At 68.1% G+C, this 21,320-nt stretch carries 23 protein-coding genes and 1 riboswitch; of the genes, 17 read left to right on the top strand and 6 right to left on the bottom strand.

All coding sequences use genetic code 11. The features are described from left to right. The first annotated feature begins 9 nt into the window (after window positions 1-9). From MWM45_RS03315 to MWM45_RS03300, 4 genes are read left to right on the top strand one after another with little or no spacing between them, the layout of a single operon-like run. The gene (locus MWM45_RS03315) at window positions 10-249 is read left to right on the top strand and encodes an acetyl-CoA carboxylase (RefSeq protein WP_104168640.1); all 240 of its coding nucleotides are present in this window, start codon (window positions 10-12) and stop codon (window positions 247-249) included. Window positions 250-252: 3 nt separating this feature from the next. Next, window positions 253-1,608 carry an acetyl-CoA carboxylase biotin carboxylase subunit gene (locus MWM45_RS03310; protein WP_247828125.1) on the top strand — a complete coding sequence of 452 codons (1,356 nt, stop codon included), beginning with the start codon at window positions 253-255 and terminating at the stop codon, window positions 1,606-1,608. Next, window positions 1,605-2,507 carry a 5-oxoprolinase subunit B family protein gene (locus MWM45_RS03305; protein ID WP_247828124.1) on the top strand — a complete coding sequence of 301 codons (903 nt, stop codon included), beginning with the start codon at window positions 1,605-1,607 and terminating at the stop codon, window positions 2,505-2,507. The genes MWM45_RS03310 and MWM45_RS03305 overlap by 4 nt, the downstream gene beginning before the upstream one ends. Then, entirely contained in the window at window positions 2,497-3,459 is a 963-nt protein-coding gene (locus MWM45_RS03300; RefSeq protein WP_247828123.1) for a 5-oxoprolinase subunit C family protein, read from the top strand. The genes MWM45_RS03305 and MWM45_RS03300 overlap by 11 nt, the downstream gene beginning before the upstream one ends. Before the next feature lie 9 nt (window positions 3,460-3,468). On the opposite strand, the gene MWM45_RS03295 is transcribed toward MWM45_RS03300, so the two are convergent. Beyond that, window positions 3,469-4,533: a LacI family DNA-binding transcriptional regulator gene (locus tag MWM45_RS03295; protein ID WP_247828122.1), complete on the bottom strand. Its 1,065-nt coding sequence runs from the start codon at window positions 4,531-4,533 to the stop codon at window positions 3,469-3,471. 221 nt (window positions 4,534-4,754) lie between these two features. Here MWM45_RS03295 and MWM45_RS03290 point away from each other — a divergent pair, with 221 nt between their 5' ends. The 10 genes from MWM45_RS03290 (at window position 4,755) to MWM45_RS03245 (ending at window position 13,977) form a co-directional block, all read left to right on the top strand. Beyond that, window positions 4,755-5,777, top strand: a complete 1,023-nt coding sequence (locus MWM45_RS03290; RefSeq protein WP_247828121.1) for an asparaginase — start codon at window positions 4,755-4,757, stop codon at window positions 5,775-5,777. A 44-nt stretch (window positions 5,778-5,821) separates the two neighbouring features. Beyond that, a complete protein-coding gene (locus MWM45_RS03285; RefSeq protein ID WP_247828120.1) occupies window positions 5,822-6,709 on the top strand; it encodes a polysaccharide deacetylase family protein in 888 nt (295 codons plus the stop codon). Next, window positions 6,709-8,097, top strand: coding sequence for an MFS transporter (locus tag MWM45_RS03280; RefSeq protein WP_247828119.1), 1,389 nt, complete (start codon window positions 6,709-6,711; stop codon window positions 8,095-8,097). The genes MWM45_RS03285 and MWM45_RS03280 overlap by 1 nt, the downstream gene beginning before the upstream one ends. Next, window positions 8,084-8,848 carry an SDR family NAD(P)-dependent oxidoreductase gene (locus tag MWM45_RS03275; RefSeq protein WP_247828118.1) on the top strand — a complete coding sequence of 255 codons (765 nt, stop codon included), beginning with the start codon at window positions 8,084-8,086 and terminating at the stop codon, window positions 8,846-8,848. The genes MWM45_RS03280 and MWM45_RS03275 overlap by 14 nt, the downstream gene beginning before the upstream one ends. Continuing rightward, a complete protein-coding gene (locus MWM45_RS03270) occupies window positions 8,845-9,567 on the top strand; it encodes an SDR family NAD(P)-dependent oxidoreductase (protein WP_247828117.1) in 723 nt (240 codons plus the stop codon). The genes MWM45_RS03275 and MWM45_RS03270 overlap by 4 nt, the downstream gene beginning before the upstream one ends. Window positions 9,568-9,589: 22 nt before the next feature. Further along, entirely contained in the window at window positions 9,590-9,958 is a 369-nt protein-coding gene (locus MWM45_RS03265; RefSeq protein WP_247828116.1) for a hypothetical protein, read from the top strand. 257 nt (window positions 9,959-10,215) lie between these two features. Further along, complete coding sequence (locus MWM45_RS03260; RefSeq protein ID WP_247828115.1) at window positions 10,216-11,319, top strand: M10 family metallopeptidase domain-containing protein; 1,104 nt, start codon at window positions 10,216-10,218, stop codon at window positions 11,317-11,319. Window positions 11,320-11,453: 134 nt separating this feature from the next. Continuing rightward, complete coding sequence (locus MWM45_RS03255; protein ID WP_247828114.1) at window positions 11,454-11,999, top strand: heme-degrading domain-containing protein; 546 nt, start codon at window positions 11,454-11,456, stop codon at window positions 11,997-11,999. A gap of 60 nt (window positions 12,000-12,059) precedes the next feature. Next, on the top strand, window positions 12,060-12,263 hold the full coding sequence (locus MWM45_RS03250; protein WP_247828113.1) for a hypothetical protein: 204 nt from the start codon (window positions 12,060-12,062) through the stop codon (window positions 12,261-12,263). A 163-nt stretch (window positions 12,264-12,426) separates the two neighbouring features. Further along, window positions 12,427-13,977 carry an HNH endonuclease signature motif containing protein gene (locus MWM45_RS03245; RefSeq protein WP_247828112.1) on the top strand — a complete coding sequence of 517 codons (1,551 nt, stop codon included), beginning with the start codon at window positions 12,427-12,429 and terminating at the stop codon, window positions 13,975-13,977. Between the two features lie 213 nt (window positions 13,978-14,190). Here MWM45_RS03245 and MWM45_RS03240 read toward each other — a convergent pair whose 3' ends face one another. Both MWM45_RS03240 and MWM45_RS03235 read right to left on the bottom strand, forming a co-directional pair. Then, entirely contained in the window at window positions 14,191-14,844 is a 654-nt protein-coding gene (locus MWM45_RS03240; RefSeq protein WP_247828111.1) for an SDR family oxidoreductase, read from the bottom strand. A 229-nt stretch (window positions 14,845-15,073) separates the two neighbouring features. Then, a complete protein-coding gene (locus tag MWM45_RS03235; protein ID WP_247828110.1) occupies window positions 15,074-16,462 on the bottom strand; it encodes an LLM class flavin-dependent oxidoreductase in 1,389 nt (462 codons plus the stop codon). Between the two features lie 36 nt (window positions 16,463-16,498). Beyond that, window positions 16,499-16,612, bottom strand: a riboswitch (SAM riboswitch). Window positions 16,613-16,798: 186 nt separating this feature from the next. Here MWM45_RS03235 and MWM45_RS03230 point away from each other — a divergent pair. After that, window positions 16,799-17,416, top strand: a complete 618-nt coding sequence (locus MWM45_RS03230; protein ID WP_247828109.1) for an ArsR/SmtB family transcription factor — start codon at window positions 16,799-16,801, stop codon at window positions 17,414-17,416. After that, entirely contained in the window at window positions 17,413-17,631 is a 219-nt protein-coding gene (locus MWM45_RS03225; protein ID WP_247828108.1) for a hypothetical protein, read from the top strand. Before MWM45_RS03230 ends, MWM45_RS03225 begins: the two co-directional genes overlap by 4 nt. A gap of 11 nt (window positions 17,632-17,642) precedes the next feature. Here MWM45_RS03225 and MWM45_RS03220 read toward each other — a convergent pair whose 3' ends face one another. Further along, the gene (locus MWM45_RS03220) at window positions 17,643-18,401 is read right to left on the bottom strand and encodes an SDR family NAD(P)-dependent oxidoreductase (RefSeq protein WP_247828107.1); all 759 of its coding nucleotides are present in this window, start codon (window positions 18,399-18,401) and stop codon (window positions 17,643-17,645) included. Between the two features lie 117 nt (window positions 18,402-18,518). Here MWM45_RS03220 and MWM45_RS03215 point away from each other — a divergent pair, with 117 nt between their 5' ends. Continuing rightward, window positions 18,519-18,812: a GNAT family N-acetyltransferase gene (locus MWM45_RS03215; protein ID WP_247828106.1), complete on the top strand. Its 294-nt coding sequence runs from the start codon at window positions 18,519-18,521 to the stop codon at window positions 18,810-18,812. Window positions 18,813-18,996: 184 nt separating this feature from the next. Here the strand turns inward: MWM45_RS03215 and MWM45_RS03210 are convergent, their stop codons facing one another. Together MWM45_RS03210 and MWM45_RS03205 are read right to left on the bottom strand one after the other, a co-directional pair. After that, entirely contained in the window at window positions 18,997-19,998 is a 1,002-nt protein-coding gene (locus MWM45_RS03210; RefSeq protein ID WP_247828105.1) for an acetamidase/formamidase family protein, read from the bottom strand. A 62-nt stretch (window positions 19,999-20,060) separates the two neighbouring features. After that, the gene (locus MWM45_RS03205; protein ID WP_247828104.1) at window positions 20,061-21,242 is read right to left on the bottom strand and encodes an NAD(P)/FAD-dependent oxidoreductase; all 1,182 of its coding nucleotides are present in this window, start codon (window positions 21,240-21,242) and stop codon (window positions 20,061-20,063) included. Window positions 21,243-21,320: the final 78 nt, after the last annotated feature.

The following is a 21,320-nucleotide window of genomic DNA, read 5'->3' as shown; positions in this document are numbered from 1 at the left end:
AGGACCCCCGTGGCCGACATCGTCTCCCCACTGCCAGGCATCTTCTACCGCAAGCCCGGGCCGGACAAGGACCCCTACGCGAACGAGGGCGATGCCATCGAAGCGGGCCAGACCATCGGGGTGGTGGAGATCATGAAGCAGTTCTCCGAGATCCGCAGCGATGCGTCCGGCACGCTGGAGAGCTTCGCCGTCGACGACGGCGGGACCGTCAACCCCGGCGACGTCATCGCCACCGTGTCCGAGGGCTAGCGGATGGAACGCGTCCTGATCGCGAACCGCGGGGAGATCGCCGTCCGCGTCATCCGTGCCGCCCGGGAAGTGGGACTGGAGACCGTCCTCGCCGCGAGCGAGCCGGACGCCGATTCCTACGCGGCGTCGCTCGCCGACTCCGTCCAGGTGATCGGCCCGGCGCCGGCCGCGAAGAGCTACCTCGACGGCGCCGCGGTGCTCGCTGCCGCCGAGGCCTCGGGGTGCGACGCGCTCCATCCCGGGTACGGTTTCCTGTCGGAGAACGCGCGCTTCGCCCGCTCGGTCCTCGACGCCGGCATCACCTGGGTGGGCCCCTCCCCCGACGCCATCGAACTCATGGGCAACAAATCCCGTGCGCGGCAGGCCGCCCAGGGCGCAGGGGTGCCGACCCTGCCCGGCAGCGACGGCGCGCTGGACCCCGACGTCGACCCCCTCCCCATCGCGCGAGAGGTCGGCTACCCCCTGGTGGTCAAGGCCTCCGCCGGCGGCGGAGGGCGCGGCATCCGGTTGGTGACCCAGGAGGAGGACCTCGTCCAGACCCTCGACGTGGCCCGCGCCGAGGCCCAGGCGGCGTTCGGCGATCCGGCGGTGTACCTCGAGCAGTTCGTCTCCCGTGCCCGCCACGTCGAGGTGCAGATCCTCGGCGACGGCGAACGCGTGATCCACCTCGGCGACCGGGACTGCTCGCTGCAGCGCCGCCAGCAGAAGATCATCGAGGAGGCCCCCGCTCCCCTGCTACCCGACGCCGTCCGCGACACCATCCGCGCCTCCTCCATCGAGCTCGGCCGCCAGTGCGGCTATGCCGGCCTCGGAACCGTCGAGTTCCTCTACGACCCCGACCGGGAGCAGGCGGCGTTCATCGAGATGAACACCCGGCTCCAGGTGGAGCATCCGGTCACGGAGATGGTGACCGGCATCGACCTCATCCGGGAGCAGCTGCTGGTCGCAGCCACGGGCCGCCTCCGCCTCAGCCAGGAGGACATCACCTTCCGGGGCCACGCCTTCGAGTTCCGCATCAATGCCGAGGACCCGTCGCAGGGCTTCATGCCCAGCCCCGGCACCCTGTCCCGTCTCGACTGGCCGGGCGGCCCAGGGGTGAGGATCGATTCCGGCGTCGTCGCAGGATCCGCCGTCGCACCGTTCTACGATTCCCTGCTCGCCAAGCTCGTGGTGTGGGACGAGACCCGCACCGAGGCCATCCAGCGGTCGGCGCGAGCACTGGCGGAGGTGAGGATCGACGGCGTCAAGACCACCCTCTCGCTCCTGTCGACGGTCCTCCACCGGCCCGAAGTCCGGGACGTGACCCACCACTCGAAGTTCATCGAATCGACCCCCGATCTCCTCGGAGCTGACGCATGAGCCACGCACCCCAGCACCTCGACGCCGCCCGCTACACGTGGGGCGGCGACGAGTTCCTCTTCGTCGAGATCTCCGAGAGCATGAGCCTCGCCGCCAACTTCAAGGCGAACGCGATGGCGGCCCGGCTCGCCGCGCGGGCGATCGACGGCGTGGTGGACATCTGCCCCGCCAATGCCTCCCTGCTGGTGCGTTTCGATCCCGACACGGTGCCGCCGGGCGACCTGGAATCACTCGTGAGGGAGGTCGAGGAGGAGGTCGCGCACCTGAGCGAACAGACCCTCGAGACCCGGATCATCGAGATCCCCGTCTGGTACGACGACCCCTACACCCGGGAGACCGGCGCACGCTTCCGCAAGGGCCACCAGCGGCCCGAGGGCACGGACCTCGATTTCGCGGCGGAGGAGAACGGCCTGTCCTCGCCGCAGGAGTTCATCCGGAAGCACCATGAGTCGCCGTGGCTGGTGTCGATGGTGGGGTTCGTTGCAGGCCTGCCGTTCATGTTCCAGATCGTCCCGCAGGAGGATCAGCTCGAGGTCCCCAAGTACCTCAGCCCACGCACCGACACCCCGCCACTGACGGTGGGGCACGGAGGGTGCTTCGCCTGCATCTACTCGGTGAGGGGCGCCGGTGGTTATCAGATGTTCGGTATCGCCGCAGCACCGATCTTCGATCCTGCCCAGAAGCTCGCCGACTTCTCGGACTTCATGATCTTCTTCCGACCGGGTGACATCGTGAAGTTCAAACCGATCGACGAGGACGAATACACGGCGATCCAGGCGGAGGTGGAAGCGGGAACCTTCACCTATCGCCAGACGCCGGTGACCTTCGACCTGCAGAAGGCCCTGACCGACCCCTCCGCGCACAACCGGGACATTCTGGAGAAGCTCAATGGCATTTGACATCCTCGAACCCGGCCTCGCTACCTCGGTCCAGGACCGGGGCCGGTTCGGCTACTACAACGTGGGCATCCCGCAGGGCGGGGCCATGGACCAGTTGTCCGCATCGATGGCGAATGCGCTGGTAGGCAACACAGCTGATGATGCTGTCCTCGAATGCGCCTACCTCGGGCCGCGCTTCACCACGGACTCCGATACCGTCATCGCCGTCACGGGTGCGCCCGTCGAGGTGCGGGTGAACGGGACGCCGGTGGAAGAGTGGAGCCGCCTGTTGCTGGCCGCGGGTGACGAGGTGTCCTTCGGGATGCTCTCCGGTGGAACGCGCTACTACATCGCCGTGCAGGGCGGGATCGATGTACCCGTGGTCCTCGGGAGTCGCAGCACCTACACGTTGGGTGCCCTCGGTGGCCTGCAGGGCCGCGCCCTCAAAGCCGGCGACACCGTTCCGGTCGGCGCCCCCTCCGGATCCCGACCCGTGATGGACGCGATTCCCGAGAACCTGCGCCCCGTCCATGCGAAGGAGGTGACCGTCCGCATCCTGCCCGGCCTCTATGACCATCGTCTGACCGCAGAGGGCATGGAAACGCTCGTCAGTGCGGCGTGGAAACTGACTCCCGTGGCGGACCGCATGGGCCTGCGGTACTCGGGGCCGGACCTTGAATGGAAGCCGCGCGTCCAGCCGTTCGGCGCGGGATCGGATCCTTCGAACATCGTGGACGCGGGCTACGCCATCGGATCGATCCAGGTGCCGGGCGGCAAGGAGCCGATCGTGCTGCACCGCGACGCCGTCTCAGGCGGCGGGTACGCGATGGTTGCGACGGTCATCAGCGCCGACATGGACGTCGTCGCCCGGAGTGCGCCAGGGACGCTGACCCACTTCGACCCCGTCACGATGGAGCAGGCCCTCGCGGCGCGAGCTGACGCTGCGAAAGTGCGGCGCGCCGTCTGGGGGTGAGGTTCGGGGTCAGCCGACCCGTAGACCCCGCCTGGCCCCGACGGCGCCCGATGCGCTGCTCTCCCGCACGAAGAGTTCCGGCGGGTGGCGTACCGATGCGACGTCCTCCCCTGCCATGACACGCCGGAGCATCCCGACGGCTTCCCTGCCGATCTTGAGCATCGGCGAGCGCACGGACGAGAGCGGGATGGGCAGCTGCGCGGCCAGGGAGGTGTCGTTGAACCCGACGACGGCGATGTCCTGGCCCACGACGAGCCCCGCGGCGCGGAACGCGCCCATGGCGCCGATGGCGGCGAAGTCGTTGACGGCGAAGACCGCGGTCGGGGCCTCACCGGGCCGGCTCAGCAACTCATCGCCCGCCTGGCGGCCGCCCTCGGTGTCGAAGCGCGAGGGCAGGATCCGGTCCCCGGGCACGTCCCCTCCCAGTTCGTTCCAGCGTTCGACGAAGCCGTCCGTGCGGTCCACGCCCGTGCTCGCGTAGGGCTCGCCCGCGATGATCGCGACGGAGCGGTGTCCCGTGGTCCACAGGTGGTCCGCGACGAGCCTCCCTCCGCCCGTGTCGTCGCACGTGGAGGAGGGGAACCCCGGATAGCGGCGGTTCATGAGGACGAAGGGCACATGACGCTTCACGAGGTCGTCCACCAGGCTGCTGCCCGCATGCACGTCGCCGAGGATCAGTCCGTCCACGCGCCGCGCCAGCATGATCTCGGCCTTACGGCGCTGCTCGTCGAGGTCGTCGTGGGAGTTCATCACGAAGGTCGAGTGGTTGCTCTCGGCCGCGGCCTCCTCGACGCCCTCGTACATGGTCGCCAGGACGATGTCCGAGAGGCGGGGCACGATGACGCCGATGGCCCGTGTGCGCCGGGTGCGCAGGCCGGTTGCCTGCGGGTCGGGTGAGTAGCCCCTCAGCTTCGCCAGGTCACGCACCTTCCGTGCGGTCTCCTTCGACGCCGCCCCGCGCGCCACCGCTGAATCGGAGTGCAGCACGCGGGAGACCGTCGAGACATGGATACCGAGTTCTGCGGCGAGGTCCTTCAGGGTGACTGCTGCGCGCCCCCTGCCTGGTGAATCCATGCTTTCCCCCTTCGCGCTGCGAGATTGTTTCGGCTACGTGAAATCTCAGCCGATCCATTGACGAGATCAAGGTCACATCCTATGGTTTTCCTCATTCAACCCAAACGTTTGGGTTTCGTCCAGTTCCACTGAGGTCGCACACCCGCAGAACCGTCGGCACCGCTTGGGCGCTCTGCTTTCCGCAACTCTCACCCAAACGATTGGGTAAGGAGGCAGCACCGATGGAATTACTCACCGGGCACGTCGTACTCCTGGCGACGGGCGGCACGATCGCCTCCCGGGTCGACGCCGCGGACGGCGCGACCGTGGCCGCCGATGCAGGTGGCACGGTCCTCGCCGCGGCGGGCACGAGCGCCGCCGTCCAGGTCGTGGACCTCATGCAGAAGGGCTCGTACCTCCTCACCTTCGACGACATGCTCGCGGTGTGCGAGGCGGTCCACGCCGCGCTCGAAGCACCGGAGACGCTCGGGGTCGTCGTCACGCATGGCACCGACACGATGGAGGAGACCGCGTACCTCGCGGACCTCCTCCACGACGACCCGCGACCGGTGGTCTTCACGGGATCGCAGCGCGCGGCCGACAGCCCGGCGCCGGACGGCCCGGAGAACCTGCGCACCGCGATCACCCTCGCAGCGTCCTCCGAGGCCAGGGGCAGGGGCGCACTGATCGTGTTCGACGGCGAGATCTTCGCCCTTCCCGGGACGCGGAAGATCGAGACGACGAAGCTCCGCGCGTTCGGCAATCCCGATCTGGGGTCGGCGGGGTCGGTCGCGACCACCGGCGAGGTGATGTTGGGTGCTGCTCCCCGGCGGCCGGCCGCGCTCGACATCCCCCCGACCGGCGCGGGCACCCGCGTGGACATCATCGCCTGCTACCCGGGAGCCGACGCGGCCCTGTTCACCGCGGCACTCGCCGCCGGCACCCGCGGGATCGTCCTCGAAGCCACCGGGCTGGGGAACGCCAATGCGGAGCTCAGCGACGCCGTACGCCATGCCGTGCAGGACGGCGTCGTCGTCGTCACCAGCACACGAGTCCACGCGGGACCGGTCCGGGGCGTGTACGGAGCCGGGGGCGGAAGGACGCTCGAGGACGTCGGCGCCGTCCCGTCCGGGTTGCTCCGACCGTCCCAGGCCCGCACCCTCCTGCAGGCCCTGCTCACGCTCGGTCTACCCACCGAGCAGGTAATCCAGCAGATCCGCCGGCGCGGGGACCCGGCGCTCCTTGCTCCCGTTCCGCCCCACTGACCGTTTCCCAGATTCGACCCACCCGCACCAGGAAAGGCCCACCCATGACGAAAGACATCCAGATCGCCTTCGGCGTCGACGTCGATGCAGTTGCCGGAATGCTCGGCTCCTACGGCGGCGAGGACTCCCCCTGCGACATCTCGCGCGGACTCTTCAGTGGAGACGTCGGTGGCCCCCGGATCCTCCGGCTCTTCGAGAAGTATTCCCTCCCCTCCACCTGGTTCGTCCCGGGCCACTCGCTCGAGACCTTCCCCGATCTCACCCGGATGATCGTCGACGCAGGACACGAGATCGGCGTCCACGGCTATTCCCACGAGAACCCGATCGCCATGACCCGCGAACAGGAGACGGCGATCCTCGACCGGTCCATCGAACTCATCGAGAAGGTCTCGGGACGTCGCCCCACGGGCTACGTGGCACCGTGGTGGGAGTTCTCACCCATCACCAACGAGATCCTGCTCGAGCGCGGCATCAAGTACGACCACTCCCTCATGCACAACGATTTCGAGCCCTACTACGTGAGGGTCGGGGACAGCTGGACGAAGATCGACTACAGCAAGCCCGCGGAGGCCTGGATGAAGCCGCTCGTCCGAGGCCAGGAGACCGACCTCGTGGAGATCCCTGCGAACTGGTACCTCGACGACCTGCCTCCGATGATGTTCATCAAGGCGTCGCCCAATTCGCACGGGTTCGTCAACCCGCGCGACATCGAGCAGATGTGGCGGGACCAGTTCGACTGGGTCTACGCCGAGATGGACTCCGCCGTCTTCACCATGACGATCCACCCGGACGTCTCGGGCCGCCCGCAGGTCCTCCTCATGCTCGAGCGCCTCATCCAGCACTTCAACTCCCACGAGGGCGTCACCTGGCACACCTTCGACCAGATCGCCGACTCGTTCCTGGCACGCAACCCCCGAAAGGAAAGCAACTGATGTCCACCAAGGAAGCAGGCGTCGATCTCTCGACGCCGACCGGGAACGAGCAACGGCAGTTCCCCGTATTCTCCAAGAAGAAGACCAGCACGGCGACCGTCCTCGCCCTGTGCGCCTGGACCGTCGCCGTCTTCGACTACGGGCTGTTCGGCACGCTGCTGCCGGCCATGCAGGAAGAGTTCGGCTGGACCGCCCCCGAGGCCTACGCCATCAACACCTGGATCGCCGTCGGAACGGCGATCGTCTGCTTCGGCATCGGCCCCGTGATCGATCGTCTGGGCCGCCGGAAGGGCATGATGCTGACGGTCGGCGGAACCGCCATCGTCTCGGGCGTGACCGCCTTCATCCCTGCGGGCCTCGGCGTCATCAGCAACTCGCTCCTCGTCTTCGTCCGGTCCTTCGGCGGGCTGGGCTTCTCGGAGCAGGCCGTCAATGCGACCTACATGAACGAGGTCTACCAGGTCACCGAGGACGAGCGGAAGCGCAAGCGTCCGGGCTTCCACTACTCCTTCATCCAGGGCGGCTGGCCGCTGGGCTTCCTCCTCGCGAGCGCCCTCGCCCTCGTGTTCCTGCCCCTCCTCGGCTGGCGCGCGCTGTACCTCATGGCCACGATCCCCGCGATCATCATCGTGCTGCTCATCAGCAAGAAGCTGAAGGAGACCCCGCAGTTCGAACTCCACCACAAGCTGACCGAACTCGAGAAGGGCGGCAGGACCGACGAGGCGCATGCGCTGGCACGGGCCTACGGCGTCGAGCACTCCTCCACGTCACCCCTGAAGCGCATTTGGGAGCCGGAGTTCCGCCGCAACACGATCGTCTTCTCGCTCGCCTGGATCCTCAACTTCTTCGGCATCGCGATCTTCAGCGTCCTCGGCACCTCGGTGCTCGCCAACGCCAAGGGCGTGGAACTGTCGGACGCGTTCTGGATGCTCATCGTCATCAACCTGCTCGCCTACTTCGGCTACGTGTTCCACGGCTGGATCGGTGACAAGGTGGGCCGGAAGAGGACGATCATCGTGGGCTGGATCATCTCCGGCCTGTCCTTCGCCGTGATGCTCAGCCCGCTCGTGTCCAGCCCGTTCCTGATCATCCTCACGTACGGCACCGGCCTGTTCTTCCTGGTGGGGCCCTACGCCGCGATCCAGTACTTCATGGCCGAGTGCTACCCGGTGAGCTGCCGTGCCACGGGCCTCGCGTTCATCGGCGCCATGAGCCAGCCCGGGACGATCATCGGCGGCGCGCTCTTCACGATCGTCGCCGCGCAGGCAGGCACCGGTGCGGCCGCCCTCTGGGTGGGAGCCGTCGGCACCCTGCTCTCCGGCGTCCTGATGGTCGCCGCGCGACCCGTCGCCGCCGTCGCCCTCGAGGAACCGCATGCAGCAGTCTGAGGTAGCTATCGTCACGGGCGCCGCCAGCGGTATCGGCCGCGCACTGGCCGTCCACTACGCGGGCAGGAACGTCCGAACCGTCATCGGCACCTTCCCCGGCGACCCGCACGATCCGGAGGAGACCCTCTCCGGCGTGCGGGCCGCGGGCGGCGACGCCGTCATCCACGAGGTCGACGTGCGCTCCACGCAATCGGTGGATGCCTTCGCCCAGCGCGCCCTGGACGAGTACGGGCGCCTCGACTACGCCGTCGCGAATGCGGGCATCCTGCGGAACGCCCCGCTCGACGACCTGACGGACGACCTCTGGAACGCGATGCTCGACGTCGACCTGACCGGCGTGCTCCGGACGCTCCGGTCGGCGTCCCAGCGGATGACGGGACCCGGCTCGCTCGTCGCGGTGTCGTCGATCGCCGGCGGCATCTACGGATGGGAGGAACACGCCCACTACGCCGCGGCGAAGTCGGGCGTGCTCGGACTCATCCGCAGCGTCGCCTCGGAGCTGGGGCCGCGGGAGATCCGTGCCAATGCGGTGATCCCGGGGCTCATCGAGACACCGCAATCCCTCGATCCGGTCAACTCCCTCGGACCCGAGGGCCTCGAACGGGCCGGCAAGGACATCCCGTGGGGTCGTGTCGGCAGGCCGGAGGAGGTCGCGGACGTGATCGGCTTCCTGACGTCCGACGCCTCCCGGTACGTCACCGGACAGTCGCTGGTCGTCGACGGCGGCCTCACCATCAAGATGCGCGCATGACGGCGGGCCCTGACGGTCGCCGCACGGGGTCCCGGGCCGTCGTCGTGACCGGCGGTGGCAGCGGCATCGGGGCGGCGATCGCCGAGGCGTTCGCCGCCCAGGGGGACAGGGTGGTGGTGATGGACCGTGTCCCCGGTCCGGGGATCATCGAGGTCGACGTCGCGCGGGAAGAGAGCGTGAGGGAGGCGTTCGCGGAGGCACGCGACGGGGTCGGGACCATCGACGTCCTGGTCAACAGCGCCGGACTGCTCACCGAGTCCCCCCTCGAGGACATGACGCTCGCGCTGTGGACGGAGACCATCTCGGTGGACCTCACCGGCGTGTTCCTGTGCTGCCGGGAGGTCGTCGGCCCCATGCGGCACCAGCGGTGGGGAAGGATCATCAACATCTCCTCGCAGCTCGGCATCAAGGGTGGCATGGGGCTGGGTCACTACAGTGCAGCGAAGGCCGGCGTGATCGGCATGACCAAGGCGCTCGCCCTCGAGGTCTCGGCTGACAACGTGCTCGCCAACTGCATCGCCCCGGGGCCCATCGACACGCCACTCGTCGACGCGATCTCCGAGGACTGGAAGGCCGCAAAGCGCAAGGAGTTGCCGCTGCGGAGGTTCGGCCTGCCGGCCGAGGTGGCACCGACGGCCCTGCTCCTTGCGAGCGATCCCGGAGGAAACCTCTTCGTCGGCCAGACCCTCGGCCCCAACTCGGGCGACGTGATGCCGTGACGGCTCGCGTCCTGGACCTCTGATGTGCGGCGCGTGCGGCCGCGCCGTCATCGCGGATCCGGTGCTCGGACCGGTCCGGCGGATGCGGGACCTGCTGCTCGTGGCCCAGCTGGTCAATGTACTCGCCGACGGCCTGGCGGGCGGGCCAGTCGTCCGGGTAATCGGAGAAGGGTGGATCGTCGCAGGGCGCACGGGACGGACGACCCCCTGTGACACCGTGCGGGAACTCTGGCTCGCGATGCTGGACCACGGACGAGGAGCGGGCGCAACCTCCTGCATCGCGGAACGTATCGCGCGGAGTCTGCCCGGCGCGTCGCCGCTCGCGGACCGGGTGCTGCGCGAGGGAATGGCGGCAGTGAACGACTCCCGGGGCGGCGCCGCATCCTCCTAGGCGCCATCCGCGGTCCCGCCCGCTACCCGTCCGGGTGGGCGGCGGGGCGCGGTCGTGTGACCGCCGTCGTTCACGGGTTCCGGAGCGGCCGTTGGTCGCCGTCGTGGCGCGATGCCAGGAACGACGGCGCAGCCGATGAGCCGCGGAGGGGCAACCTTCGCTCAAGTTTCTCCAAGGACTCGGCCAATGCCCCGATCCGGAGTCGGCCGTGCAGCAGGATGGTGCGGGGATCAGTCGGCTGGGGAAGTGCGGAGCTCATGGGGGCAATGGATCGCGAGTGGCACCACGAGGGCCGCGACGCTCGGATGAAGGCCGTCCAGCGGTCGCCGTCGGGCAGGGTTCCGCAGTGGGCGCTCGACGACGCCCCCGGTTCGCCGCCCACTCCCCCGCCCTGGCAAACCGCAGCGGCCTACGAGGAAGCGCCGTCCAACGAGCAGACACCGGCCGATGAGCGAACACCGGCCCGGAGGCGCGCAGCGCCAAGCCGCATGCGACGACGACGATTCGGCACGATAGCGGGCCTGGTCCTGGTCGCCGCCCTGTACGCGACGCCGTCGGTGTTCGACCGCTTCGTCCTGCCCGCCCCACTGCCCGACCTGCCGGTCGCGCTGCCCAATCTGGAAGTCCCCTTGCCCGACCTACCGGTCGCGCTGCCCGATCTGCCGCCCCCCCTGCCACCCCTGCCCGGTGCCGACGTGCCGCCCCGCGGGGTCGAGGCAAACGACGTGCCGCTCGGGACGCCGCCGCCCGCACCGTCGTCGACGGCGTTCAAGCTGATGGACTCGCCCGTCGAGGAGCAGGAGTGGGTGGCCTACGACCCCTGCCGCCCTGTGCACTACGTCGTCAGGCCGGACAACGCCCCGGCCGGTTCGGAGGGACTGGTGCAGGAAGCCGTCGCTGAAGTGTCCGCCGCCACGGGCCTGCAGTTCATCGACGACGGCGCGACCACCGAGGCGCCCAGTGAGGAGCGCGACCTGTACCAGCCGGAGTTGTACGGGAAGACCTGGGTGCCGGTGTTGATCACCTGGACCACCCCTGAGGAGATCCCCGGACTCGCAGGAGACATCGCAGGACTCGGCGGCAGCGACTACGCCCAGGCGTCCGGGCAGCCGCTGGTCTACGTGGGCGGGCAGGTACAGCTCGATGCATCCGACGCCGCCACAGCCCTCGGCTACCCGGACGGGCGCGCGTATCTGAAGGCGACGATCATGCACGAGCTCGCGCACGTCGTCGGACTCGACCATGTGGATGACGCTGGCGAACTGATGTTCTCGGAGAACGTCGGCCGGGTCTCGTTCGGAGAGGGTGACCTCGCAGGCCTCGCGCTCCTCGGTGCCGGGCCCTGCGCGCCCGGACTCTGACGTCCGCCGGGGCCCTCCGCTTCGGGATCGCGTCGGCGACAATCGCAGGCGACGCACACACTGCCGTCCCGAGGAAATTACTAAACAACTGAGCAAAAGCCCGCCACGTCCCGTCGACGACGTAAATTAAGGAGATGAGCAATGACGCCCTCCCTACAGCCGTCCTCCCGTTCGATCCGGACGGCGGCAGCGAACAGCCTACCGAGGCGCTCGAGGCGCTGATCAGCACGGTCGAGAGGGAGGTCGCCGAACTCCAGTTCACCCGCTTCACGAACGACGACGCCGTCGCCCTGGGGCAGTTGATCGTCCAGCTGGGCGCGGGACGCAACCTGCCGATCGCGGTCTGCATCCGAAGGCCCGACCACATCCTGTTCCGGGCCGCACTCGACGGGACCACGCCTGACAACGACTACTGGCTCGACGCGAAGAGCCGCACCGCGGAACGCTACCTCGTCCCCTCCCTGCTCGTCGGCCTCCGGGGGCGCCGCAACGGTGGGCGGGTGGAGGACGATCCACTGTTCGACACGACGATGTTCGCAGCGCACGGCGGCTCCTTCCCGCTGTACATCCAGGGCGTCGGCCCGGTCGCCACGGTGACGGTCTCCGGGCTTCCGCAACTCGAGGACCACAGGCTCGTCGTCGAGGCGCTACGGACCTTTCACGCCGCTGCCGGCCTCTAGGAACCGGGGCGAGGCACCGTGTGTCCTCGTCTCACGTGGCCGGGCTGATCCGAAGGGGTCATGAACAGGACTGGCGGCGCTCGACAGAAGCGGACGACGGCGGAGCGGACGACGGCGGAGCGGACGACGGCGGAGCGGACGACGGCGGAGCGGACGACGGCGGAGCGGACGACGGCGGAGCGGCGGGCCGCCAGCAGCGGGCGGCCGGCAGCGGGCGGCGGGCGGCAGGCATCCGCCTGTGCACGCCGCCGCAGGCCGCTGTAGACCAGGAGTCTTTGAGGGCCGGATGTCCTGAAAACAGGCGGTTCCACTCGGAATGCCGGTGCAGGTCCACAGGCGCTGCCTATGTGGATACCCGAGGACGACTCTTCCTCCACATTCGCTTCCCCACCGCGCGATTAGTACGCATGTTCGATAAAATTCAGGCATGACTACCGCACCGGTCGAGCGCGTGACCGCACCTCCGAGTTCCATGGACTCGGCCTGCACAGCGCTTGCCGAATGCGCCAGGGATATCGGTCAGGGCCAGGGCATCCAATCCCGACAGGATGCCATGCGGTTCCTGCTGGAGGTCGAACACGCCTCAAGGACCATCGACCATCTGCAAATCATTGCCGCCCGCGTCGCGCAGGAACATCATCTCGCCGATGACGACGAGCGAACTGCGGGCGGTTCGCTTCTGGCGAGTGCAGAGCAATCAGTCGGCGGGGATGTCCGCCCCGGCCCTGCCGCGCACCTCTCATCCGAGTCGACCGGCAACGGATACAGGAACTGCGCAGACTTTCTCCGTGCCACGCTGGGCATCAGTCGGACAGAGGCGAAGCGCCGGCTGAGTCTGGCGGAGGTAGTACTCCCCCGCATCTCGCCGACCGGCGCGCCTGTACCTCCCCGGTGTGCAGCACTGGGCGGCGCGATGACCACTGGCCGCATCAGCGGACGGGCTGCCACGGTGGTCGCGCACGCATTGCAGCGGGTGGACTCGTTCGCGACGCCGCAGCAACTCGAGTCGATGGAGCACCACCTGACACGACAGGCGATGGAGTCCGACGAGGACATCCTTCGGGTGCTGGCGCGTCGCTGGGAGGGCGTCCTCGATCAGGACGGGCAGGAGCCGACAGAGAAGGTGCTGCGCGCGAGGCAGGGCGTCTTCATCCGTGGCCGACGCCATGGACTGCATTTCCTCGAGATCGGGGCGACGGATGAGCAATTCGAGTTACTCGCAACCGTCATGAACTCGACGGCGAACCCGCGCGGCGCAGCGGGGCGGGCGGATGCCGCCGCAACCGAGAATCGACCCGCTTTCGTCGATCAGCCGGCGGCAACGAGGGCCCAGACCCTCCTCTACGGCCTTGTCGCCGCCTGCAAGCTCGCATTGAGCACGGCTGCGCTTCCCTCGACGGGCGGCCATCGACCACAGGTCATGGTGACCATCGACTACAAGGACCTCATCGGCGCCACGCATCAGGCGGGGTATTCGGTCTTCTCCGGGCAGATGAGTGCGGGGAGCATCAGGAAGCTGGCGTGCGATGCCGACATGATCCCTCTGGTCCTCGGAAGCAGCGGTCAGATCCTCGATGTGGGACGGGCACAGCGGCTTTTTCCGCCGCATCTTCGGCGAGCGCTCGTGGCCAGGGACAAGGGCTGCGCCTTCCCTGACTGCTCCATCCCGGCCAGTTGGTGCGAAGCCCACCACATCGATCCGTGGTCAGCAGGCGGCGCGACGAGCATCGACAATGGGGTCCTGTTGTGTTCGCGCCACCACCATGTCATTCATCAGGGTGCGTGGACCGTGGCATCCCGGAACGGCATTCCGTGGTTCACTGCGCCTCGAATCCTGGGTCCTCCGGGAATGGCTCGTCGGAACAGGTACTGGCAGGCAGGACGAGCCGTCCATGAAGCACTGATCGACGACGTTTCGGGGCTGAGCGCGGGCCTCTCAAGGCCCAGCGCGAACGTTCTGGAGCACAGCACCGGATGATCGGCGCGCCCGGAGCGTCAGGTAAAGCATGGTCCGTCGGGCGCCTTCGGAGTAAGGAGCGGTGCGTAGATCCCGGGAGCGACGAAGCGCCTGGCGTTTCCCGCGCGCACCTCGCGAAACAGGACAGCCCGCACCACACTGAAGACAAGGACCGCCCGGCACACAGAAGGCGGCGCCCACACAGTGAACGCCGCCTTCATAGTGCGGGTCGGACTACAGTGCGGCCTCGATGGCCTCCGCAACCGGCGTGTCACCGGTGTTGAACTGGATGGTCTTGTCGACCGTGCCGAGGTTGCCGAGGACGACGGCGGCTACGAGGGCGACATCCTCGCGTGCTACGGAGTCCTGCTGCGGCTCGGCGGACACCTCGATCATCCCGGTTCCGGGGTCGGTGGTGAGAGCTCCCGGCTGGAGGATGGTCCAGGCGAGTTCCGACTGACGCAGGTGCTCATCAGCCGCGGCCTTTGCCTCGGCGTAATGGAAGAAGCCGTTGTCCTCGGGGACGCCGTGGTCCTTACGTGCCCCGAGGTAGGACACCATGACATAGCGCCCCACGGATGCCTCCTGGGCGGCGTCCATCGAGCGGATCGCAGCATCCCGATCGACGGCATAGGTCGCCTCGGGGCTCGCGCCACCTGCGCCGGCAGACCAGACGACGGCGTCATGGCCACGGAAGACATCGGCCATCTGCTCCACCGACAGCTCGGAGACGTCCGCGACAACGGGGCTTGCCCCGGCCTGCTCGACGTCGCCTGCGTGGTCCTGGTTACGGAACACCGAGCTGACCTGGTGGCCCTGGCTCGTGAGGATCTTCGTGAGATGCAGGGCTACTTTTCCGTGCCCACCGATGATGGCTACGCGTGACATGGGAACTCCTTCTGTCGAATGACTGGTCGTCGGATACCTTGTCTTCGACGCTAGTCCCCGCACCTCGGGCTGGCCACCTTCCTGCGAGTGTTCCGCCGCCAGCGGAGGTCTATTCCCAGGTGCCGTCATCAATGCTCAGAGCGCCGAACCGGCCGACATCTCCGGGGCAGTCGAACCACGACTCCCTGACCACGGTCGCCGGGTCGGCGATGACCGAGGCGCCGACGCGTCAGGGGCGGACCGGCTGGAGCCGATACTGCGCACCGCGGTGCTCCTCGGGCAGACGGTCGCCCTTCCCGAACAGCTTCTGGCGCAGCGTTCCCTCCGTGTATTCGGTCGGATAGGCCCCACGCTTCTGCAGTTCCGGCACGACGAACTCGATGATGTCCTCGAAGGTCCCCGGGGTGATCGCATAGGCGAGGTTGAATCCGTCGACGTCGGTCTCCTCGACCCACGCCTGGAGCTCGTCGGCGACCTGCACACCCGAACCGACGATGCGCGGCCCGAGCCCACCGATCCCCGCCGACTCGGCGATGTCCCGCACGGTCCACGGCGACCCGTCGTCGTTCACCTTCTGGAAATTCGCGACGGCGGACTGGATGGCGTTGGACTTCACGTTGCCGAGCGGCTCGTCCGGATCGTAGACGGAAAGGTCCACACCGAGCCAGCCCGAGACGAGCACGAGGGCTCCCTCGTAGCTGACGTACTGCTGGTAGTCGGCGTGCTTGGCCTGGGCCTTCTCCTCGGTCTCGTCCGTGATCACGGTGAGCAGGGTGTAGATCCGCACCGAGTAGCGGTCACGGCCCTCGGCCTCGACCGCATCCCTGATCTTCCTGACCACGTCCTTCAGCTTCTCCTTCGTGGGCGCAGCGACGAACACCGCCTCGGCGTTACCGGCAGCGAAGGCGATGCCCCGGGAGGACGCTCCGGCCTGGAAGATGACCGGCGTCCGTTGTGGTGAGGGCTCACTGAGGTGGATGCCCGGGACCTTGAAGTACGTGCCGTCGTGGTCGATCTCGTGAACCTTGGCCGGATCGGTGAAGACGCCCGTCTCGCGGTCGCGGACCACGGCGTCGTCCTCCCATGAGCCCTCGAGCAGCTTGTAGAGGACCTCGAGGTACTCGTCCGCGTGGTCGTAGCGCGCGTCGTGTTCGAGCTGGTCCTCCTGGCCCATGTTGCGTGCAGCGGAAGGCAGGTAGCCGGTCACCACGTTCCAGCCGACCCTCCCCTTGGTGAGGTGGTCCAGCGTGGAGAGCCTGCGCGCGAAGGGGTAGGGGTGCTCGTAGGCGGTGCCGGCGGTGACGCCGAACCCGAGGTGCTCGGTGACGAGCGCCATGGCGGAGACGAGCAGGAACGGATCGTTGACCGGGGTCTGCGTCCCCTGCCTCAGTGTGGCCTCGTTGGAGCCACCGAAGACGTCGTACGTGCCGAGGACGTCGGCGATGAAGACGCCGTCGAACAATCCCTTCTCCAGGGTCTTCGCCAGTTCGGCCCAGTAGCTCAGTTCCTTGTAGCGCCAGGACTGATCCTCGGGATGACGCCACAGACCCGGCGACTGATGGCCCACACAGTTCATGTCGAAGGCGTTGAACCGGATACGGCGCGGTGATGCGGGCATGAAGAGTCCTCACGTCGGGGCACTGCCGTGGCGGAAGCGCCATACTTGCCCGCACTGCCTGTGCCGGGCCGAATCCTCACCTGGGGCACCCCGCTACAGCGAGGGGGTTGCCGTCCAACAAACCAGGGTTTTGCGTTGGAGCTCTTGATTCTGGTCTCGAGCGTAGGTGGGCCGGCACGCCGTCGTCCACCCGCCGTCGTCACGGGGCGTCACGCCTCGAGCCTCCCCTGCCGTCCTGAGAAAGTTCGACGACGGCGGTCGGCGGTAACGCGAAAAGGACCGAAAAAGCGCAAAGAAAGCATTGCAAACATATCTTTGCAAGCGCACACTGGAGGCATGAAGGAGACCACAGGCAGCACAGGACACCCGTCGGACGACGGCAACCGCATCCTGGACGGAGCGGCACTCAAGGCCCTCGCCCATCCCCTCAGGGTCCAGTTGCTCGAGGTCCTGTCCAGCTACGGTCCGCAGACCGCGAGCAGCATCGGCAAGAGGGTCGGCGAATCGAGTGGGGCGACGAGCTACCACCTGCGGCAGCTCGCGCGCCACGGCCTCGTCCGGGAGGTTGAACGGGGCTCCGCACGGGAGCGGTGGTGGGAACGCCCCCGCGGATCCCTGACGCTCAGCACCCCCGAACTCGAGCAGGACCCCACCACGAGGGAAGCCACGCGGCAGGTGAACCGCCAGTTCGAACGGGGCCGCTCCGAGGCTCTCGCCACCTTCATGGCCAGTGGTTCCGAGTCCATCCCGCCCGAGTGGGCGGACGCAGCCGTGATCGCGACGATGAACGCCCACCTGACGGTGGACCAACTCGCAGCCCTCGCCCGGGACATGAGCGAGATCTTCCGCGAGAAGCTCGACGCCTACCGCTCCGAACCGGGCACCCCGGGAACCCGGCCCGTCCAGATCCACTTCAATGCCTTCCCCCTCATCGATCCCCAGGAGACGACATGACCAGCACAACCCTTCACGCCGGCTACCCGGCGCTCGCCGGATCGTCCCACGGAGGACTCACGTCCCGGGCGCTCATCCGCCTGGGCACCGCGTTCATCGCAGCAGGATCCTCTCTCGCCTCAGCAAAAGGCGCCGACGGGGAGCTCTTCCACCGCCACCTCGAGCGCAGGACGGATCTGCGCGCCGCCGCCCACAGCGGCATCCATCTCCTCTAGCCGCCCTGTAGCTACCGCAGGTAGGACGCCCCATTGACGTCCACCACGGTGCCGCTGACCCAGAGTGGGGCATCGGTGGCGAGCCACGTAACCGTCTGAGCCACCTCCTCCGGCGTCGCGACGCGGTTGAACGCACTCTGTGCGCGCACCGCGTCGCCACCCGGGCCGTCGAGCACGGTCCTGCCCATGTCGGTCTCGACGAACCCCGGCGCGACGGCGGCCGCAAGGATCCCGCGCGGTGCGAGCGCCACCGCGAGGGACTGTGTCATGGAGTGCAACGCCGCCTTGCTCGCACCGTAGGCCGGTGTGACGGGCTCGCCCCGGTAGGCTCCGCGTGATCCGACGCTGATCAGCCGTCCGCCCTCCGGCCCCGCCGGCCGGTCGAGGAGATGCCGCGCGACCAGCCAGGCCAGGTTCGCGGGCCCCAGCAGATTCACATCCAGCGTGCGGCGCCACGCTTCCTGCCAGTCCGCGAAGGACACGGTGTCGATCGGATGCGCCTCGAACATGCCGGCGTTGTTGACCAGCACGTCGAGCGCACCCAGCCCACCCACGGCCTCGTCGACGATGCGCCTGCAGGCCTCGGAGTCACCGACGTCGCCGACGACCACCACGTGTCCGTCGCCCGGAAGCGCATCACGCACCGCCGTGGCGGCGCGCCCATCACGGCCGGCATGGACGGCGACACGATGCCCACGCCCTGCGAGATCATGGGCGATGGCTGCACCGATGCCCCTGCTTGCACCGGTCACCAGAATGTTCGATGTCATAATTCAGACCGTACATCGCGTGCGGCGTCTCAGCGGAGCGGCCCGGGCCCCGACAGGAGAAGTGACCACCGGAAATGGCGCATTGACCCCGGTCGGCACGGATGCGAGGGTGGCTGGATGAGCACCGACACCACGGACGTCCAGGTCAGCCACCACGAAGGCGAGAGCCGCTACGTGGCCACCCTCGACGGCAGCCCTGTCGGCACCGCCGCCTATGAGCGGTCCGGCGATTCGATCACCTTCACGCACACGGTCGTCGACCCGGATGTCGAGGGTCGCGGTATCGGAAGCACCCTCATCGGGTATGCGCTCGACGACGCCCGCCGGCAGCACCTCACGGTCGTTCCCCAGTGCGAATTCGTGGCGGCCTTCATCGAGGAGAACCCCGACTACCAGGACCTGACGGCTTAGGCCGCTCCACTGATCCCCTCGCGCAGGGCCGCGTCGATGAGTACTTCGGCGGCACAGCGCGCCTGACCCTCAGCTTCCGAGGATCGCCGCAGCCGCGCAAGGAATCCTCGCCGAACCACTGCGCGGGACAAGGAGCACGACGGCGTCGGCCACCTCTACGGCGGACAGACCGCCCGGTCGCGGATCAGCGGAGGTCGGCGGCCTGCCGCCGCAGGTGCGCGTGGAGCCCGCCGTACGCATCGGCTGAGGGGAAGAGTGCCTTGGGCACCTTCGCCACCACGCTGTAGTTCGCGTCGACGGCGTTCGCGATCGGGGCCAGCGCGGTCTGGGTCAGGAGCTGGTAGGCATCGAGCTGGTGCAGCCCGAAGAGGTCCTGGAACCAGCGGATCATCTCCAGCTGGCCGATGCGCCATGAATCCTCCATGGGGCGCGAGGACCCCACGGCCATCCAGTGGTAGTCCGTCTCGAACCGGGGCCACGCCGGAGCCCCGCCCTTGATGAGCTCCACAATGATGGTCGAGTGCATCGCTCCCTCAACGGCGGTGCCGCAGGCCTCCCCCTCCCCCTGGCGGTAGTGGCCGTCGCCGAGGGAGAACAGCGCACCCTCGACATTGACCCCGAGGTAGACCGTGGTGCCCGCCTTGACGTCCGGGGCGTCCATGTTGCCGCCGAACCGCTCGGGCACCAGCGCCGACCGGACCTCCCCGCCGGGCGGCGCGACGCCGACTGTCCCGAGCATCGGCTCGAGCGGCAGGGCAACCTCGAAGTCGCCGTACCTCGACTGGAATCCGACCGTCCGGCGCTCGGTGTCGACGTGGTAGATCCACGTGATGTCGGGCAGGGGGTCCTGCAGGGATGCGGTGCGGTCGGTGCTGGTGAGTCCCCCGAAGAACGGGATCGTGGCGGACGCCCCGTAGGAGCGCGCCGGCGTGAGATCGACGATGTGCAGGGCGAGCGTGTCACCCGGCTCCGCACCCTCCACGGAAAACGGCCCGGTCTGCGGATTGACGAAGTTCAGGTCCACCTTCTCGCCCGACACGTCGTCCACGGACGTGAGCGCATTGTTGAACGCATCCTCCGACCAGAGCCGTAGCGCGGTTCCAGGCCGGACCGTCAGGACGGGAGCACTGCCACCGAAGGTGTAGACGAGCTGATCACGCCGGGGGCGGTACTCGATGATCTCCATGACCGGATGCTACGGGGAGGCTCCGGCACGGACAAGGGAGGGAGGACCGGGCTGCCCGACCCTCAGGCGCGGCCCTTCAGGATGAGGTTCCAGTAGACCTTCGGCAGCACGAACCGCTCCATCACGTAGGTGAGCCGCCGTTCCCGGGCGAGGTTGTCCCACCCCGGCACGGTGGGCATCGGAGCGTACTTGTCGTCGAACTCCGAGAACACCACGGTGTTGTGGCTGACCACGAACGGGCAGGCCGAATAATGGTTGTACTCCGCGGTAGGTTTCTTCCCCTTGAGCACGGCCCGGAGGTTCTTCGCGAGGACCGTCGTCTGCATGCGCAGTGCCGCCCCGGACTTCGAATTCAGCGTGGACGCGGCATCGCCCAGGGACCAGATGTTCGGGAAGCGTGGATGCCGGAGGATCACGGGATCCACTTCGACGAAGCCCGCCCGGCTTCCATGCGTCGGCAGGTCCGTGGACTTCAGCCATTCGGGGGCGGACTGGGGCGGTACGGCGTGGAGGACGTCGTAGGCCAGGGTCTCCGGGGTGCCGGTGATGCTGTTCATCAGGTCGACGGTGCGGCCCTCCGGGTCCACCGAGGCGAGTTCGGTGCTGTACCGGACCTCGATGCCGTACTCCTCGATCTTGCGGTTGAGTTCCTCGTCGATGATGTCCATGCCGAAGATGGTGGGCGTGGACACGGCGAGGACCACGCGGATGTCCTCGAGCACCCCCTGGCGCTGCCAGTGGTCGCACGCGAGGTACATGGGCTTCTGCGCCGCACCGTCGCACGAGGCCGGTCCGGGCGGCTGGGTGAAGACGACGGTGCCGCGGGTCAGGTCCCGGAACAGCTTCCAGGCCTTGGGTGCCAGCTCGTATTCGTAGTTCGACGCGCCGTACGGCCCTTCCATCGCCTCCTTGAGACCGGGGACGGCGGTCCAGTCGTTCTGAATCCCGGGACAGACGACGAGGTGGTCGTAGGTGATGGCACTGCCGGACTCGAGCAGCACCGTGCCGGACCCGGTGCTGACGTCCGTGGCCTTGTCCTGGATCCAGGTGACCCCCGGTGGCATGACCCGGGACTGCAGGCGCACGGCTTCGAAGGCATCCGCCGTGCCGCCGGCGATGTGCGAGAAGAGCGGCTGGTAGAGGTGCCTGCTCCGCGGCTCGATCACGGCGACGTCCTTGAACCGGTACCTGCGCAGCCGTCCGGCAAGGGAGACACCGGCGTTGCCGCCGCCGATGATCAGCACCTGATGATGGCGCTTCTCGCCGGGGGCCGGCTGGACGGGGACCGTGCCTCCGGCCCGTGCGGTACTCGTGCTTGGTCT

Source organism: Arthrobacter antioxidans (assembly GCF_023100725.1).
Taxonomy (GTDB): domain Bacteria; phylum Actinomycetota; class Actinomycetes; order Actinomycetales; family Micrococcaceae; genus Arthrobacter_D; species Arthrobacter_D antioxidans.
The sequence above is the reverse complement of the archived record's forward strand: the minus strand, read 5'-3'. Positions and strand labels throughout refer to the sequence as shown.